Source organism: Paludibacterium denitrificans (assembly GCF_009707705.1).
Classification (GTDB): domain Bacteria; phylum Pseudomonadota; class Gammaproteobacteria; order Burkholderiales; family Chromobacteriaceae; genus Paludibacterium_A; species Paludibacterium_A denitrificans.
In genome coordinates, this window is sequence record NZ_WLYX01000001.1 from 2,438,813 (window position 1) to 2,453,871 (window position 15,059).

The following is a 15,059-nucleotide window of genomic DNA, read 5'->3' on the forward strand; positions in this document are numbered from 1 at the left end:
TAAGCGTGCTGTTTCGCCGTGAAGAAATGACGTTCGATGCCTTGCTGTCTGCCTTGCAGACGGTGCCGGGCATTCTGGAAGCACTGATCACCCTGGTGTGCATCCTCATCGGCTGGTATGCCGCACGCCAGTGTATACGCGCTGGTTCAAGGACCATCCCGAGCGCTATGACCGGTTTTTCCCGTATATCGGTTTCCGGCTGGTGCTGCCGTTCAGTGCCCAATTGCTGGTCATCCTGTCATCCCTCGCCCGGGTGCTGCTCTGGCACCATCGCCCGCACGTGCTGGCCGTGGTGTCGGCCATGCTGTTCTGGTTGTCGATCATCCGCCTGCTGGGCGCGGTGGTGCGGCAAGCGTTGCCGCGCGGCAAGTTTGAACGCACTACCGAGCATTTCCTTGCCTCACTGTGTTGGCTGGCCTTTGTCAGTTGGGCAATCGGCTTTGACGCGGTGGCGATCGACTGGCTGGAATCGGTATCGTTCCACGTCGGGCGTAGCCGTCTTGATCTGCTGACCATCCTCAACGCCATTTTGTGGGTGTCGGTCATCGTGGTGGTGGCGCTGTGGTTCAGCCGCCTGATCGAGTCGCGGCTGATGAAGCTGCAGGATCTCGACCTGTCGCTGCGCATCGTGTTTTCCAAGGTGGCGCGCACCTTGTTGATCGTGCTGGCAGTGCTGATCGCCTTGCCGGTAGTGGGCATCGATCTGACCGTGTTGTCGGTGTTTGGCGGCGCGCTGGGGGTGGGGCTGGGTTTTGGCTTGCAGAAAATTGCCAGCAACTATGTTTCCGGCTTCATCATCTTGCTGGACCGCTCGATTCGTATTGGCGACCGCCTGATGGTGGACAGCCGCGTCGGCTACGTCACCAAGATCACCTCGCGCTATGTGGTGCTCAAGGGGCTGGATGGCACCGAGGCGCTGGTGCCGAACGAAACGCTGGTGTCCAATACCGTGATCAACCAGTCGTATTCCGACAAGAGCATCTGGATCAGCATTCCGGTACAGGTGGGCTATAACACCGACCTCGATCTGGCGCTGAGCCTGCTCAAGCAAGCGGCAGATCATCCGCGCGTGATGAAAACGCCGGAACCCAGCAGCTTCGTCGTGCAGTTTGCCGATAGCGGGATTAATCTGGAACTGGGATGCTGGCTGGCCGATCCGGAAAACGGTCTGTTGAGCCTCAAGTCGGATATCCATCTGGCGATCTGGCGGCTGTTCAAGCAACACGGTATCGAGATTCCGTTCCCGCAACAGGAAGTCCGCATCCTCAATAATGGTAACGGTTAACCTTGGCGTAAAGGAACTGTATGTCAGGCAAACAGCTCGCCATCATCGATGACGATGTTGCAGTACGGCAATCGCTGCTGTGGTTGCTGGATGGGCAAGGGTATCAGGCTACCGGCTTTGACAGCGCCGAGGCGTTTCTGGCTTGCCCGACGGCTGCGGCATTCAATGGCCTGATCGTCGACCTGCGCATGACGGGCATGAGTGGTATCGTGCTGCTGGAAAAACTGGCCGACTGGCCTTACTGTCCCCCGGTGATCATGCTCACCGCGCACGGTGATGTGCCACATGCGGTGGCCGCGCTCAAACTGGGTGCGCTGGATTTCATGGAGAAGCCGTTTGACGACCAGCGCCTGCTGGAACGCATGGAAGCCATGCTGCAGCGCGATGCCCGGGCACGCTTGGCGCATGAACAACGCAGCCGGGTGGCATCGTCACTCAACTTGCTGACCGAGCGCGAACGCGAAGTGATGCAGCTGATTTTGCAAGGCAAGCTCAACAAACAGATTGCCGAAGCCCTGTCGATCAGCATGAAAACGGTGGAAGTCCATCGCGCGCGCGTGTTTGAAAAAATGGGCGTGAAGTCCGCCGTCGAGCTGGCCGGTGTGCTGGCGGTATTGCCTTCCGCCGCGGGCAGAGGGCAGGGCTGATGGGGAACAAGCAGCCGATCTCGGTGCTGGTGGTGATTTACACGCTGGATGGCCGGGCGCTGCTGATTGAGCGCGCCGACAAGCCGGGTTACTGGCAATCGGTCACCGGCAGTCGCGAAGGCAGCGAGACCTTGCTTCAAACGGCACAACGCGAGGTGGCTGAGGAAACCGGGCTGGATGCCAGCCAGTACGTACTGGCGGACTGGCAGATCACCAATCGCTACGAAATCTACCCGCACTGGCGTCACCGTTACCCGCCCGGCGTCACGCATAACAGTGAACACGTCTTTGGCCTGCAGCTGCCGCAGCCCTTGCCGGTGACGCTGTCGCCCGGCGAGCATCTGGCCTATCAATGGCTGCCGTGGCAGCAAGCGGTCGACAAGGTGTTTTCGCCTTCCAACGCCGAAGCCTTGCGTTTGCTGGCGAGCCGTCTGGCAACGGTGCCTGCGCGCTAGCACCTGCTGTCTTTGGCTGGTGGTGCCCCTGTCATCATGGCGGCGGGCTATCATGGAAACGGTGGGCCGCTGGCCTGCCGTGCCGATGTCGACAAAACGGAAACCACGTGAAGCCTGTTCCCCTCAAAATCGCCACCTATAACATCCACAAGGGCATGTCTCCGCTCAATCGCCATGTGCGCGTGGACGACATTGCCCGGCGCTGGAAGCGCTGGCGCCCGATTTGCTGTTTTTGCAGGAAGTGCAAGGGCGCAACCGGCGCCGTGCCTTGCGTCATGAGGCGTGGCCAGCCGTGCCGCAACATACCTATCTGGCCCGCAAGCTGGAGCACAAGGTGGCGTACGGGCTGAATGCGGCCTACGACTACGGCCATCATGGCAATGCCTTGCTGTCGCGCTATCCGATTCAGGAATGGTGCAACCGGGATATTTCGGTCAACCGCTTCGAGAGCCGCGGGGTGCTGCATGGTGTGCTGATGCCACAAGGTTGGCCGAAACCGGTGGTGGCATTGTGTGCCCATCTCAACTTGCTGGCCCATGACCGGCGCAAGCAGTATGCCGCGCTGGTACGCTACATCCGCGACAATATCCCGCCCGATCTGCCGCTGATTCTGGCTGGGGATTTTAATGACTGGCGTGGTGAAGCTTCGCTACACCTGCTGCGCGAGGCCGGTTTGCACGAGGTATTTCATGGCCTGTTCGGCCAACATGCGCTGAGTTTTCCGGCCCGTCTGCCCATCCTGCCGCTGGACCGTATCTACGTGCGCGGGCTCAAGGTGGTGGATGCCAAGGTGTTGCGTGGCTTGCCCTGGTCGCGTTTGTCAGACCATCTGCCGTTGACGGCGGTGCTGCAGCCGAAATGAGCCGATGGCAGCGCTGGATATACGCTTATATTTATATGTTATATAAAGTTTAAATATTTGGTTAAATGCGACAGATTTCTAATTGTTTTCGCGATCAGGTTGACATCAAATGAAAATAGATGTTCAATTCCAATCAAATTTGACGCCGATTTGAACACAGCTTGCGGGCGATAAACAGCTAAAGCGTGGGCAGCCGACCTTCCGGTTGTAATAATCTTTTTGAAGATTGCCCAGCAAAAGCCCGCCCCATTTCGGCGGGCTTTTGCTTTTGGAGTAGTCAGGAATGATTCATTTACAAAATGTTCGCAAACGATTCCGCCGCCCAGAAGGTGGCTGGTTCGATGCCGTATCCGATACCTCGCTCTCAGTGGCTCCCGGTGAAATCTTTGGCCTGATCGGTTTTTCCGGCGCAGGCAAATCCACCTTGCTACGGCTGATCAATCTTTTGGAGCGGCCGGACGCCGGTGCAGTGATCGTGGCCGGTCAGGATCTCACCAGTTTGTCGGCGCGTGACTTGCGCCATGCGCGTCAGAATATCGGCATGGTGTTCCAGCAGTTTAACCTGCTGGCCAACCGTACCGTGGCCGACAATGTGGCGTTTCCGCTGGAAATTGCCGGTTGGCCGAAAGCACAAATCCAGCAACGGGTGGCCGAATGTCTGGAGATTGTGAACCTGTCTGATCGTGCCAGCCATTACCCGGCACAGCTCTCCGGTGGCCAGAAACAGCGCGTTGGCATTGCCCGCGCGTTGGCGCCCAACCCCAAGGTGATTCTGGCCGATGAGCCGACCTCGGCTCTCGATCCGAAAACCACGCAGTCGATTCTGGACTGTCTGAAAGATATCAATACGCGCTTTGGCGTGACGGTGGTGATCGTCACGCACGAGATGGGCGTGGTCCGAGCCATCTGCCAGCGCGCGGCGGTGCTTGATCACGGCAAGCTGGTGGAAGTGGTGGATGTGAAAAATGGCGTGGTTGAGGCGGAATCCGATCTTGCCCGTTCTCTGCTGGAGGCTGCGTAATGGACCTGAGCGTACTGAATGATGCCTTGCAGAACTTGAGTTCGATGGCGCCGGAAATCTGGCAGGCCTGCCAGGAAACGCTGGTCATGCTGGGTGTGGGGCTGGCCACGGCTATTTTCATCGGCGGGCCGCTGGGGATTTTGCTGTATCTGTCGCAACCGGGGCAGCTATTTGCCCACAAGGTTATCAATGGGGTGTTGAGCTGGCTGGTGAATCTGGTGCGTTCCTTCCCGTTCATCATCCTGATGGTGTCGCTGGTGCCGCTGACCCGTTTGATTGTGGGGAGCACCATTGGCCCGGTGGCGGCCTCGGTGCCGCTGTCGTTTGCGGCGATCCCGTATTTTGCCCGTCTGGTGGAACAGACCCTGCGCGAGATTCCGCGCGGGGTGGTGGAAGCCGCCGAGGCGATGGGTGCGAGCCCGATGCAGATTATCTGCAAGGTGCTGATCAACGAGGCTCGTGCTGGCCTGATTTCCAGCCTGACCATTCTGACCATCAGCTTCTTGAGCTACACCGCCGTGGCCGGGGTAGTGGGCGGCGGTGGCATTGGTGACCTCGCCATCCGCTACGGTTACTACCGGTTTGAAACCGACATCATGGTGGCCATGGTGCTGTTGCTGGTGGTGATTGTGCAGGTGATCCAGTTTATTGGTAACCGCCTCGCCGCCCGGCTGGATAAACGCTGATTCTGTTTTTACCGTTGTAAGACTCGGCCCTGACGGACTATCTGCCGTCGGCCGCGATGTGACAAAGACAATCCCAAAAGGAGATAAAAATGCGCAGATTTGCTCTGAAAGCCCTTACCGCTTCGGTTCTTGGCCCGGCTCTGGTAAGCTCCGTTCTGGCCGCCGATCCGGCCAAGAAGGAAATCGTTATCGGTACCACCGTGGGTGATTTCGGTGATCAGGTAAAACAATCGATCAAGCCGATCCCGGAAAAGAAAGGCTACAAGGTCAAGTTGGTGGAATTCACCGACTACGTGCGTCCTAACCTGGCATTGCAGGAAGGCGCGCTGGATGTAAACGTGTTCCAGCACAAACCGTATCTGGACAGCTTTGCCAAGGAACACAAGCTGACGCTGACCCCGGTGTTCCGGTACCGACCGCGCCGCTGGGCATCTATGCTTAAACAAGCTGAAGAAACTGGCGAATGTGAAAGTGGGCTCGACCGTTTCCGCCCCGAACGATCCGTCCAACTTTGCCCGTGCGCTGGTGATGCTGAATGATCTGGGCTGGATCAAGCTGAAGCCGGGTATCAACCCGCTGACGGCTTCCGAACATGACATCGCGCAAAACGTGAAGAAGATCAAGATTGTGCAGTTGGAAGCCGCCCAACTGCCGCGTTCGCGTGCCGATGTTGATTTTGCCGTGGTAAACGGTAACTACGCCATCAGCTCCGGCATCAAGCTGACCGAAGCCATCTATCAGGAAAAGAGCTACGCCTACGTGAACTGGGGCGTGGTGAAGTCGGCTGACGTGGCCAAGCCGTGGGCCAAGGATGTGGTAGCGGCTTACAACTCCAACGAATTCAAGGCTTGGGCCAAGAAGAAGTTTGTTGGCTATAAATTCCCGCAAGCCCGGAAATAAGTGTTTTTCTTGTAACTATCCCGGCTACAAGGCTTCCCGGAGGACTTTTGTCCTCCGTTTTTTTTGCCTGCGGCAGAGAGGTTGGCCGAAAGTCTGCCTCATCGTCGTTTTCGGCCAACCTTGTCATGCGCTGGAATCTATTCGCTGATGATGAAGGGGCTGGCCACCGGCTGGCTGGCGTGGGCGCGCACGCGGGGCAGGGTATCGGGGCCGTGATAGACCGCCTCGATGATGTTGCCGTCCGGGTCGCGCAGACGCACGGTGCGGCCGCAAGCGAGTGGCCCGGTCAGCCGCGATGCTGGATAGAGCTGACCCCCAGCCTGCAGCCCGGCCTGCTGGAAGCGTTCCACCGCCAATTCGTCCGTGGCCTGAAACGCCAGATGCGCAGTAACCGGGTGCTCGCCGCTGGAAACAAACAGCTCATCTGCCCAGAAGTAATCGGCGCCTTCGCCGGACAAGTCCAGCCCCAGTGCTTGCAGTACCGTGCGATAAAAGCGCTTGCTGCGTTCCAGATCATTTACTACGAGATAGACCTGCTCCAGCAGGCGGCCGTAATGACGTTGCATGGTTGTCTCCTCTTTTTGCTGTCTGTCGTGCTGTTTTTTAATCATATGTCGGCTTAAGCCATCACTTGCTAAACCCAGCCAGATGCGACAGTTGGCATGACCCTTGCTGTTAAAACGTTGTTGTAAGTCGTTGTCTGCCTGTTGCTTGGGCGCGACGAAGGCTTGCATGCGGTCGATGGTGTGTCGTGAGACAGGCGTTCTGGTAGACCGATCAAACTCCATGGCTGGTATTGGCTAAAGCACATGGCATAACGACGGCCACGATTCTCTACGCGTATTTCCCCGACAGATCATCCCCTTGCGCAACAACACGGTTGCACCGTTATGTGGCGAGAAACGGCTGCCTGCGCCCAATATTGGGGTTTTTTGCCCTGATTTGGGTCGGAATGGCCGTGTCCCACAACGGATTAGCTTGGTCTTGAAGTGAAACTAATAATAAAAGCCCCGGAGCTGTAAATGAGTCTGCTAAGTACCAACATGGCCTTAAGCCGCGCCGAGCGCAGCTGGCTACCTCTATGGGGAAGGACCGGCAAGCTGGTGATGAAGTGGTCGTGCGGCATTAACCGTGACCGCTATCCGGCGCTGGAAAACACCTTCGAAAGTTTTGCCTCCACCCGTGTCAAGCTGCTGACGCAATGGGCGACATTGCACTGGCAGCGGCTGGAGGTATTGGCCCAGCAGTGTGCCCTGCAATTGCCACAGCCCGGTGACGCGCGTCTGACGGATGCAGCCCGCATGCTGAAAGATGCCTCGGAACTGAGCTTTGTGCAGCCCGATGGCAAGGTGCTGGCGTCCAGCGTCCGCTCGCGCGAAGGCAGTAGCGGACTCAATGCGCAGGCGCTGGCGCAGGGCTTGAAGGCGCCGTTTCTGCATGGCCCCTATATTGACCCGGTGACGAAGACGCTGGGGCCGACAAGCTCGCGTTTTCACGATGCCGTGACGCTGATGTTCTATCAGCCGGTGATCAAGGACGGCGTGGTGCTTGGCTGCCTGTGTGCGCGGGTGCCAAATGATGTGATGAGCGACCTGATCCAGCGCGAGGCGGGGCACATTTTTCATGAGTCGGGCGATAACTATCTGTTCATGGTGCGCTCGGTGTTTGATCGCTCGATTGTGGCTAATCACCGCGCTGTCGCGTTCGCGCTTTGAAGATGGGAGCGTCAATCAGGGTGGAGCCAATCTTAAAGATGGCGTCAAGACGGCTTATGGCGTGGTGCGGGTGCGTGAGCACACCGAGTTCGAGCTGGTGTTCAACGACCCGGCTACCGGGCAATTGCATCCCGGCGTGCGCGAAACCATCCGTCAGGGCAGCAACCTGTTTGTTACCTATCCCGGTTATGCGGATTATCGCCACGTGCCGGTGATCGGCAAGGGCGTGACCTTTAGCCTGCCGGGTTCGCCGGATACTTGGGGCATGATGTGCGAAGCGGATCTGGAAGAAGTGTATCGCTATCGCTCGGTCAGCTACCGCATGATGCGCGGCTATCTGGCCATTGTTGGCGTCGTCTGGCTGGCTGATGCCATTCTGGGCGAGGTGGGGTTGCCGTTCTGGCTGGCCAAGTTGATGTCGTTGTCGCTGGGTTTGAGTGGTGCGCTGATGTACCGCCGCCTGATGGCGCAGCCGCTGGCCAAGCGCTTGCGCCAGATCAGCCAGATGGTACGCAATATTGCCGAGGGCGATGGCAACCTGCGCTTGCGCATTGAGCGACAAGGACTTGTACACGACGAAGCCGGGGTGATGGCGCAATGGATCAACAGCCTGATTGATACCACGGACGCCACGCTGGGGCGCGTGCTGCTGGCCTCGTCCGATCTGGAAACTGACAACCGCCAGATGCAGCAACATAACGACTCCACCAGTCTGGCCGCCCGGGCGGTAAGCGTGACCATGCGCCAGACGCTGTCGTCGCTGGAGGCGCAGTCACAGAAGCTGGAGGGCGCGACGGCCAGCGCCGAGCAGATGAAAGCCAGCCTGCTGGCGCAATCGCAGAATACCCGTCAGCAGTTTGCCGAGGTGTCGCAGCGCACCGGTGAAATCCGCGATACCGTGCTGACCACGGCGCAAACCTTGCGCACGCTGGCCGATAGCACCCGGGCAATCGGTTCCATCGTGACGGTGATTCAGGAAATTGCCGAGCAGACCAACCTGTTGGCGCTGAATGCGGCGATTGAAGCGGCGCGCGCTTAAGCGAGGCGGGCCGGGGCTTTGCCGTGGTGGCGGACGAGGTGCGCAAGTTGGCCGAACGCACCAGCGGTGCCACGGTGGAAATCGAAAGCATGATCAGCAAAGTGCGTGGTCAGGCCGAGCAGGCGGCGGTGACGGTGGAAGCGGGCATCGAAGGCGTGGAAGAGGGCTTACGACTGGCTGAGGAAGCGGCCAGTGATAACCGTTCCAGCCGCGATCTGGTGGAAAACCTGTTTGCCACCATTGGCGATCTGGCTTCCGGCGGGCGCGAGCAGTCCGATGCGGCGCTGCATGTGGTCAAGGTGGTGGATAGCATGCATGAGGCGGTGCATGCGTTGTCGCGTAGCGTGGGCGAAACGCGCCATACCATTGAGCGGCTGACGCATTTGTCTGCCCAGTTCAAGGTCAGTGACAGCAAAGCCTGAGCAGTAACGACGTTGGCCGACCTCCACGGGAAGTCGGCCAACTTTCCCTTAGTCGCGCAGGCTTACCACAGCACACGCACGCTGTCTTCGCCCAGCCAGTCGCGTAAAGACAGCAACAATCCGTCGTCCAGCCGCACGCCCCAGGCTGGCGGCAGCATCAGGTCACCACGTGCCCGGCCATTGTTGTAGCTGATACGTACCGGACAACCGGCTTCTTCACTCTGAAACGGTTGTAACAGGGTTTTGAGCTTGCCGACATCACTGTTGCCGTTCATTTGCAGCGACAGGCTGCGGGCATAGCGGCTGCGTGCTTCGCCCAGTTCGTAGACCTTGTCGGCAATGATGCGCAGGCCACCGGAGAAGTTATCCTCGCTGACCTTGCCTTCCACCACCAATACCGTGTCGTCTTTCAGCTTACTGCGGTTGGCTTCGTAGCTTTCGGCAAACAGGCTGACTTCCAGTTTGGTACTGCCATCGTCCAGTTGCACAAAGGCCATTTTGCCGCGGTTGCCCACCTTGACGCGGATGCCGGTGACAAAGCTTACCAGCAGCTGCGGCTCGCGTTTGGGCACCAGCCGTGCCAGCGGTGTTTTGATGAAGCCGCGCACTTCCTGCGCGTAGGCGCTGAACGGGTGGCCGGACAGGTAAAACCCGACGGCGAGTTTCTCTTCGGCCAACTTGACGGCATCGTTCCACGGCCGGGTTTCCACCATCGGGACCGGCGGTGCCACGTCGTCACCCAGCAGGTCGAACAGGCCGCCCTGATTGGCGTTGGCGTGTTGTTGTTCCGCCGCTTCCATGGCGAGGCCGACGTTGGCAAACAGCTTGGCGCGGTTGGGTTCCAGCGCGTCAAACGCCCCGGCGCGGATCAGCGATTCGATCACCCGTTTGTTGACGGTTTTCTTGTCGGTGCGCTGGCAGAAGTCGAACAGGTCGGTAAACGGCCCGCCTTCGTTGCGTACGGCGACGATGTGATCCACCGCCGCTTCACCTGTGCCCTTGATAGCGCCCAGCGCATAGCGGATGTGCTGACGGTCCACCGGGACGAAGCGGTAGAAGCTTTCGTTGACGTCCGGCGGCAGGAATTCCAGCTTGTTGACCAGACAGTCGTCGTAGAACACCTTGAGCTGATCGGTGTTGTCCAGTTCCGACGACATGGTAGCGGCCATGAAGGCGGCGCAGTGATGCGCCTTGAGCCAGGCGGTCTGGTACGACACCACGGCGTAGGCGGCGGTGTGTGACTTGTTGAAACCGTACTCGGCAAACTTGGCCATCAAGTCGAACAGCATTTCGGCCAACTTGGGGTCGTAGCCTTTCTTGGCGGCACCTTCCGCGATCAGGCTGCGGTGCTTGGCCATTTCTTCGGCTTTTTTCTTCCCCATTGCACGGCGTAGCATGTCAGCGCCGCCGAGCGTGTAGCCGCCGATGATCTGCGAGATCTGCATCACCTGTTCCTGATACACGATCACGCCATAGGTCGGGTCGAGACAGCCTTTCAGGTCGGGGTGGAAATAGTCCACTTCCTGTTTGCTTAAGCTTTACGCAGGATGAAGTCATCCACCATGCCTGAGCCGAGCGGGCCCGGCCGGTACAGCGCCAGCACGGCGATGATGTCTTCAAAGCGGTCAGGCTTCAGCTTTTCCAACAGCCGTTTCATGCCGTCCGATTCAAGCTGGAAGACGGCCGTGGTATTGGCTTCCTGCAAAATCTTGTAGGCGGCCGGGTCGGTAAACTCCAGTAACTCGAGGTCGGTGTCGAAGCTGGGGTCGAGCTGCTTGATGTAGCGCACTGCCGGTCGATGATGGTGAGGTTGCGTAAGCCCAGAAAGTCGAACTTCACCAGCCCGACCTGTTCCACGTCGTCCTTGTCCAGCATCGACACCGGCACGGCATCTTCGCCACTGGCTTTGTACATCGGGCAGAAGTCGGTGATCTTGCCCGGTGCAATCAGCACGCCCCCCGCGTGCATGCCGATGTTGCGGGTCAGGCCTTCCAGTTTTTTCGCCAGCGCCCACAGTTCGCGCAGTTCTTCTTCATTTTCCAGCCGCTCTTTCAGTACCGGTTCCATCTCGACCGCATCGTCCAGACTGAAATGCTTGCCCGGCGCGGCCGGAATCAGCTTGGATACGCCATCGCAGAAGCTGTACGGCAGGTCGAGCACGCGGCCAACGTCGCGCACCACCGCCTTGGCGGCCATGGTGCCGAAGGTGGCGATCTGGCTGACGGCCTCGGCGCCGTAGGCCTGACGTACGTATTCGATCACGCGGTAACGGTTGTCCTGACAGAAGTCCACGTCAAAGTCAGGCATGGACACCCGTTCCGGGTTGAGGAAGCGTTCAAACAGCAGGGCGTATTGCAGCGGGTCGATATCGGTAATCTTCAGGCTGAACGCCACCAGACTGCCTAACACCGGAACCACGGCCCGGCCCCACCGGGCAGCCGTTGTTCTTGGCCCAGTTGATGAAGTCGGCCACGATCAGGAAGTAACCCGGAAACCCCATCTGGATGATGGTGTTCAGCTCGGTCTGCAAACGCTCGTCGTAGCGCGCGCGGTTTTCGGCCAACTGCTGCGGGTCGGGATAAAGCTTGGGCAGCCGTTCTTCCAGCCCGTCGCGCGAGCGTTTGACCAGATAATCGTCCAGCGTCATGCCGTCGGGCGTCGGGAAATTGGGCAGGTAGTTGTGCCCCAGCTCGATGGTGACGTTGCAGCGTTTGGCGATTTCTACCGTGTTGGCCAGTGCTTCCGGGATGTCGGCAAAACGCTCCGCCATCTGCGCTTCGCTGAGGAAATATTGGCACTCGTCAAAGTTCTTTGGCTTAAGCGCTTGTCGGACAGGGTATAGCCTTCGGCAATGCAGACGCGCGCTTCGTGCGCCTTGAAGTCGTCCGGCTCCATGAACTGGATCGGGTGGGTGGCCACTACCGGCAAGCCGGTTTCGCTTACCAGCCACACGGTGGACTGCACGACGTTTTCCACCTGCGGATTGTTGATCCGCTGCAATTCCAGATAGAAGCCGCCGGGAAACAGCCGTGCCCAATAATCGGCCCGGCGCCGTGCTTCGTCGTGTTGGCCCATTGACAACGCCAGCCCGACGTCGCCATGGTGTGCCCCGGACAGGCACAACAGGTTGCTGTTGTCGCCGTTTTCCAGCCATTCGCGCTTGATTTCCGCCCGGCCGCGGTACTGATTGTGCGTATAGGCATCGGCCAGCAGCTGGCACAACCGTTTATAACCGGCGCGATTCTTGACGGTGAGCATCAGCCGGTATGGCTTGTCGCGGTCATCGTCGTTTTGCAGCCAGATATCGCAGGACACGATGGGCTTGATGCCCTTGCCCCGGCATGATTTGTAAAACTTGACCATGCCAAAGATGTTCATCAGGTCCGACATGCCAAGCGCAGGCATGCTGTCCTTCACCGCCCGTTTAACCGCGTCGTCGAGCTGGACGATGCCGTCGGTGATGGAGAATTCGGAGTGCAGGCGTAAATGGATAAAGCGGGGTGCAGTCATCCCGTCATTCTACCGCAGGCACGCGGTCGTGCAGCAGCGCCCGGACAAGATTTGGCATTTTACAAACAGGCTACTATTTTGTTGCGGTGCGGTATTAGAATGAAGTCATTCTTAAAAAAGCAAGGGACTCGACATGCAACAGGATATCCGGGAACTGGAGCCCAGCAGCGTTTACCGATTACTCGTCAGCAGCGTGCTGCCACGGCCGATTGCCTGGGTCAGTACGCAGAATCTGCACGGAGTGGCCAATCTGGCGCCGTTCTCGTTTTTCACCGTGGCCAGCGTGAATCCGCCGGTGTTGGCGTTCAGCGTCATCCGCCCGTCAAATGGCGGGGAGAAAGATACCCGGCGAATATCCGCTCCACGGGCGATTTTGTGGTGAACATCGTCAGCCAAGAGTTGGCCGAAGCCATGAATCTGTCCTGTGGCCAGTATCCGGCTGAGGTGGATGAATTCGATCTGGCCGGGCTGGAAAAGGCGCGCAGCCTGCAGGTGCGAGCCCCCGGGGTGGCCGGGGCTCCGGTACGTTTCGAATGTACCTTGCGCTCCAGTCAGTCGCTGGGCGCGGGGCCGGGCGCAGCGAGCTGATTCTGGGCGATGTCCGCCATGTGCATGTTGACGATGCCCTCTGGCAGGATGGCAAGCTCGATTCGAAGGCGCTGGATGCCATCGGCAAGCTGGCGGGCGACGACTACAGCACCACGCGCGATGTCTTTGCCATGCAGCGGCCGTAAGGTCTGCCGTGATCCAACGTAAAACGCCATCATGTGATCGAGCCGTTTCCTGAATCTGTTGAAATAATTTAGGGCTAGCGGCAATGGGCGGAGGGGGTGAAAACCTTCAAACCATCCAGGTCAGAGCAAGAAAATAAGAGGAGGGCCGAAGCTGGCCCCCCTCTTTTCGTTCCGGAGCTGGAAGCCGTCAGTCGCCGAGATTGACGGTTAAATCGGAGCCGAACCGTAGGCCGACGACATCACAGGCCATCTCGATGATTCGGCGGATGGTCGCCCGGCTGTGGTTGGTGCTGACCCACCAGCCGGATTTCAGCTTGGTGGAGTACTCCCGGCAAAGGTCAGGCCTGTCAGGGTAAAGTTCGTCGCGAGTCTTAGACAGATAACGGCGGGTCCTCCCATGCTTGGGTAGGGCCGCGAACCGCTCGGGAAAAGAGGCGTCCCTCGCCGCCAGAGTCTCGAAAGCTTGGATCATCACATCGCAGGCGTTGCGGCCCGCGTGGTGTTGTCCGTCGAGGACGAAGCCGATCGATGTGGGGAAGGCTGCTCCCTTTCGCGCAGGGGGTGCCGCAGGGCGTTGGATCGGGGCCGGAGCGATCGGGGCTTGGGAGGTCGGCTGGGAGATTCTGGATTGCGGAGCTTGGTACCGGTGAGCACCCATGACGACACCACCCTTGGTCCTCGACTTCAAGAATCGGGCGACGGTGTCGGGGGCGGGCTTGAAGCCGCACAGGCTCTCCACCTTGTCGGAGACGATCTCCAAGAGCATTTCGTCCTCGTCCTCCATCAGACGGTCCCATGCGGCTAGCCAGCGTGGATTCAATTTGCCGCTCGCGGGCGAGATTGCGGTAATCCTGCCGGGCTGCATCGATGGCGGCCCCGGAGGCGATCGCGTCGTGCCGCAGGTAGCGTTCGAGCCGCGAGACGCACTCCTTCATGTCCCGTTCCACGATGTCGAGCTTATAGACCCGCCGCTCGCCATAATCGCCCTGCTCGGCAGGGAGGAAGAAATTCCACTCCTGACCGTCGGTCAGGATCGCCATCGGGACGCCGGTGTGAAAGGCGTATTCGAAGAGCTGCCGCTCGGCCCCGTCGCTCTGTCCGATCTGCTTGACCTCGACGAAGGCGATCGGCTTGCTGGCGGGATGGCACAGGGCGTAATCCACGCGGCGGCCCGATAAGGAAAATTCGGGGCAGACGACCCGGGTGTCGTAGGTCGGCCACGAGAGGGCGTTCAGAATCCGCAGGACGATGCCTTGCGAGACCGAGGCCTCGTTCGCAAACCGGCCCGACTTGATTCCAGCCCGGATGTCCTCGATGTCTTGCGCCAAACCCATGCTGCGTCTCCCCATGAACGGAGCATTAGTTTAAGCGCGAACGGGATGGCCGTCGACGCTGACTCGGTCCGGAGTAGCTGCGGCTATTTCTTGGCGTCCATACCATTAACAAAGCCATGCAGTGCTGAGTTACCAGTTACTTGTCGGTTTTCGGGGTCAGGGCGGCGAGGGCGGCTTTTTGCATGTCCAGTGTCTTGATCTGCATCGCCACCATGCCAAGGTTCATGGTCAGCCAGCTTTCCACCACGCGCAGTTCGGCCTGTTTGCGCTCGATTTCTTCTTCGCTCATCGGCGGCAGAAACGGTTGTGCACCCGGTGGCGTACTGTTTTGCCAGAGTTGACGGAACAGGCTGAACGGGTCGGTGGGGTTGAAGTCGGCGCTCATGATGTTGTTCTCCTCCGGATGGAAATAAAAACGGACAACCCGTGGGCTGTCCGTTCAGTATAAG

General features: G+C 59.1%; 16 protein-coding genes and 2 pseudogenes. 14 read left to right on the forward strand and 4 right to left on the reverse strand.

Annotation, left to right across the window (positions count from 1 at the left end; genetic code table 11):
* Nucleotides 1-97: 97 nt before the first annotated feature.
* The 7 genes and pseudogenes from GKE73_RS24990 (at nt 98) to GKE73_RS15850 (ending at nt 5,856) form a co-directional block, all read left to right on the forward strand.
* Complete coding sequence (locus GKE73_RS24990; protein WP_230370698.1) at nt 98-1,285, forward strand: mechanosensitive ion channel family protein; 1,188 nt, start codon at nt 98-100, stop codon at nt 1,283-1,285.
* A gap of 20 nt (nt 1,286-1,305) precedes the next feature.
* Nucleotides 1,306-1,932 carry a response regulator transcription factor gene (locus tag GKE73_RS15825; RefSeq protein WP_230370699.1) on the forward strand — a complete coding sequence of 209 codons (627 nt, stop codon included), beginning with the start codon at nt 1,306-1,308 and terminating at the stop codon, nt 1,930-1,932.
* Entirely contained in the window at nt 1,932-2,387 is a 456-nt protein-coding gene (nudB, locus tag GKE73_RS15830) for a dihydroneopterin triphosphate diphosphatase (protein WP_230370700.1), read from the forward strand. The genes GKE73_RS15825 and nudB overlap by 1 nt, the downstream gene beginning before the upstream one ends.
* Before the next feature lie 223 nt (nt 2,388-2,610).
* The gene (locus GKE73_RS15835) at nt 2,611-3,249 is read left to right on the forward strand and encodes an endonuclease/exonuclease/phosphatase family protein (RefSeq protein ID WP_312854483.1); all 639 of its coding nucleotides are present in this window, start codon (nt 2,611-2,613) and stop codon (nt 3,247-3,249) included.
* 283 nt (nt 3,250-3,532) lie between these two features.
* The gene (locus tag GKE73_RS15840) at nt 3,533-4,270 is read left to right on the forward strand and encodes a methionine ABC transporter ATP-binding protein (protein WP_230370701.1); all 738 of its coding nucleotides are present in this window, start codon (nt 3,533-3,535) and stop codon (nt 4,268-4,270) included.
* Nucleotides 4,270-4,956 (forward strand): methionine ABC transporter permease, encoded by a 687-nt coding sequence (locus GKE73_RS15845; protein ID WP_230370702.1) that lies wholly within the window; start codon nt 4,270-4,272, stop codon nt 4,954-4,956. The genes GKE73_RS15840 and GKE73_RS15845 overlap by 1 nt, the downstream gene beginning before the upstream one ends.
* A gap of 89 nt (nt 4,957-5,045) precedes the next feature.
* Nucleotides 5,046-5,856 (forward strand): annotated as a pseudogene (locus GKE73_RS15850) (MetQ/NlpA family ABC transporter substrate-binding protein).
* Between the two features lie 137 nt (nt 5,857-5,993).
* On the opposite strand, the gene GKE73_RS15855 reads toward GKE73_RS15850, so the two are convergent.
* Entirely contained in the window at nt 5,994-6,422 is a 429-nt protein-coding gene (locus tag GKE73_RS15855) for a VOC family protein (RefSeq protein ID WP_230370703.1), read from the reverse strand.
* A 456-nt stretch (nt 6,423-6,878) separates the two neighbouring features.
* Between GKE73_RS15855 and GKE73_RS15860 the strand changes: the two genes are divergently transcribed.
* Genes GKE73_RS15860 through GKE73_RS23965 form a run of 3 tightly spaced genes read left to right on the forward strand, consistent with a single transcriptional unit; the run spans nt 6,879 to nt 9,032 of the window.
* A complete protein-coding gene (locus tag GKE73_RS15860) occupies nt 6,879-7,571 on the forward strand; it encodes a hypothetical protein (RefSeq protein WP_230370704.1) in 693 nt (230 codons plus the stop codon).
* The gene (locus tag GKE73_RS23960; protein WP_280954979.1) at nt 7,534-8,610 is read left to right on the forward strand and encodes a methyl-accepting chemotaxis protein; all 1,077 of its coding nucleotides are present in this window, start codon (nt 7,534-7,536) and stop codon (nt 8,608-8,610) included. Before GKE73_RS15860 ends, GKE73_RS23960 begins: the two co-directional genes overlap by 38 nt.
* Nucleotides 8,611-8,633: 23 nt before the next feature.
* A complete protein-coding gene (locus GKE73_RS23965) occupies nt 8,634-9,032 on the forward strand; it encodes a methyl-accepting chemotaxis protein (protein WP_312854484.1) in 399 nt (132 codons plus the stop codon).
* A gap of 62 nt (nt 9,033-9,094) precedes the next feature.
* On the opposite strand, the pseudogene dnaE reads toward GKE73_RS23965, so the two are convergent.
* Nucleotides 9,095-12,542 (reverse strand): annotated as a pseudogene (gene dnaE / locus GKE73_RS15870) (DNA polymerase III subunit alpha).
* Between the two features lie 133 nt (nt 12,543-12,675).
* Between dnaE and GKE73_RS23970 the strand changes: the two are divergent.
* From GKE73_RS23970 to GKE73_RS23980, 3 genes are read left to right on the forward strand one after another with little or no spacing between them, the layout of a single operon-like run.
* Complete coding sequence (locus tag GKE73_RS23970) at nt 12,676-12,924, forward strand: flavin reductase family protein (RefSeq protein WP_280954980.1); 249 nt, start codon at nt 12,676-12,678, stop codon at nt 12,922-12,924.
* The gene (locus tag GKE73_RS23975) at nt 12,921-13,130 is read left to right on the forward strand and encodes a flavin reductase family protein (protein ID WP_312854485.1); all 210 of its coding nucleotides are present in this window, start codon (nt 12,921-12,923) and stop codon (nt 13,128-13,130) included. The genes GKE73_RS23970 and GKE73_RS23975 overlap by 4 nt, the downstream gene beginning before the upstream one ends.
* 20 nt (nt 13,131-13,150) lie before the next feature.
* Nucleotides 13,151-13,276, forward strand: a complete 126-nt coding sequence (locus GKE73_RS23980) for a hypothetical protein (RefSeq protein ID WP_280954981.1) — start codon at nt 13,151-13,153, stop codon at nt 13,274-13,276.
* Between the two features lie 187 nt (nt 13,277-13,463).
* Here the strand turns inward: GKE73_RS23980 and GKE73_RS15880 are convergent, their stop codons facing one another.
* Nucleotides 13,464-14,060, reverse strand: coding sequence for a hypothetical protein (locus tag GKE73_RS15880; RefSeq protein ID WP_230370705.1), 597 nt, complete (start codon nt 14,058-14,060; stop codon nt 13,464-13,466).
* A 37-nt stretch (nt 14,061-14,097) separates the two neighbouring features.
* Here GKE73_RS15880 and GKE73_RS15885 point away from each other — a divergent pair, with 37 nt between their 5' ends.
* Nucleotides 14,098-14,454, forward strand: coding sequence for a hypothetical protein (locus GKE73_RS15885; protein WP_230370706.1), 357 nt, complete (start codon nt 14,098-14,100; stop codon nt 14,452-14,454).
* 292 nt (nt 14,455-14,746) lie between these two features.
* On the opposite strand, the gene GKE73_RS15890 is transcribed toward GKE73_RS15885, so the two are convergent.
* On the reverse strand, nt 14,747-14,995 hold the full coding sequence (locus GKE73_RS15890; protein ID WP_230370707.1) for a PhaM family polyhydroxyalkanoate granule multifunctional regulatory protein: 249 nt from the start codon (nt 14,993-14,995) through the stop codon (nt 14,747-14,749).
* Nucleotides 14,996-15,059 lie beyond the last annotated feature (64 nt).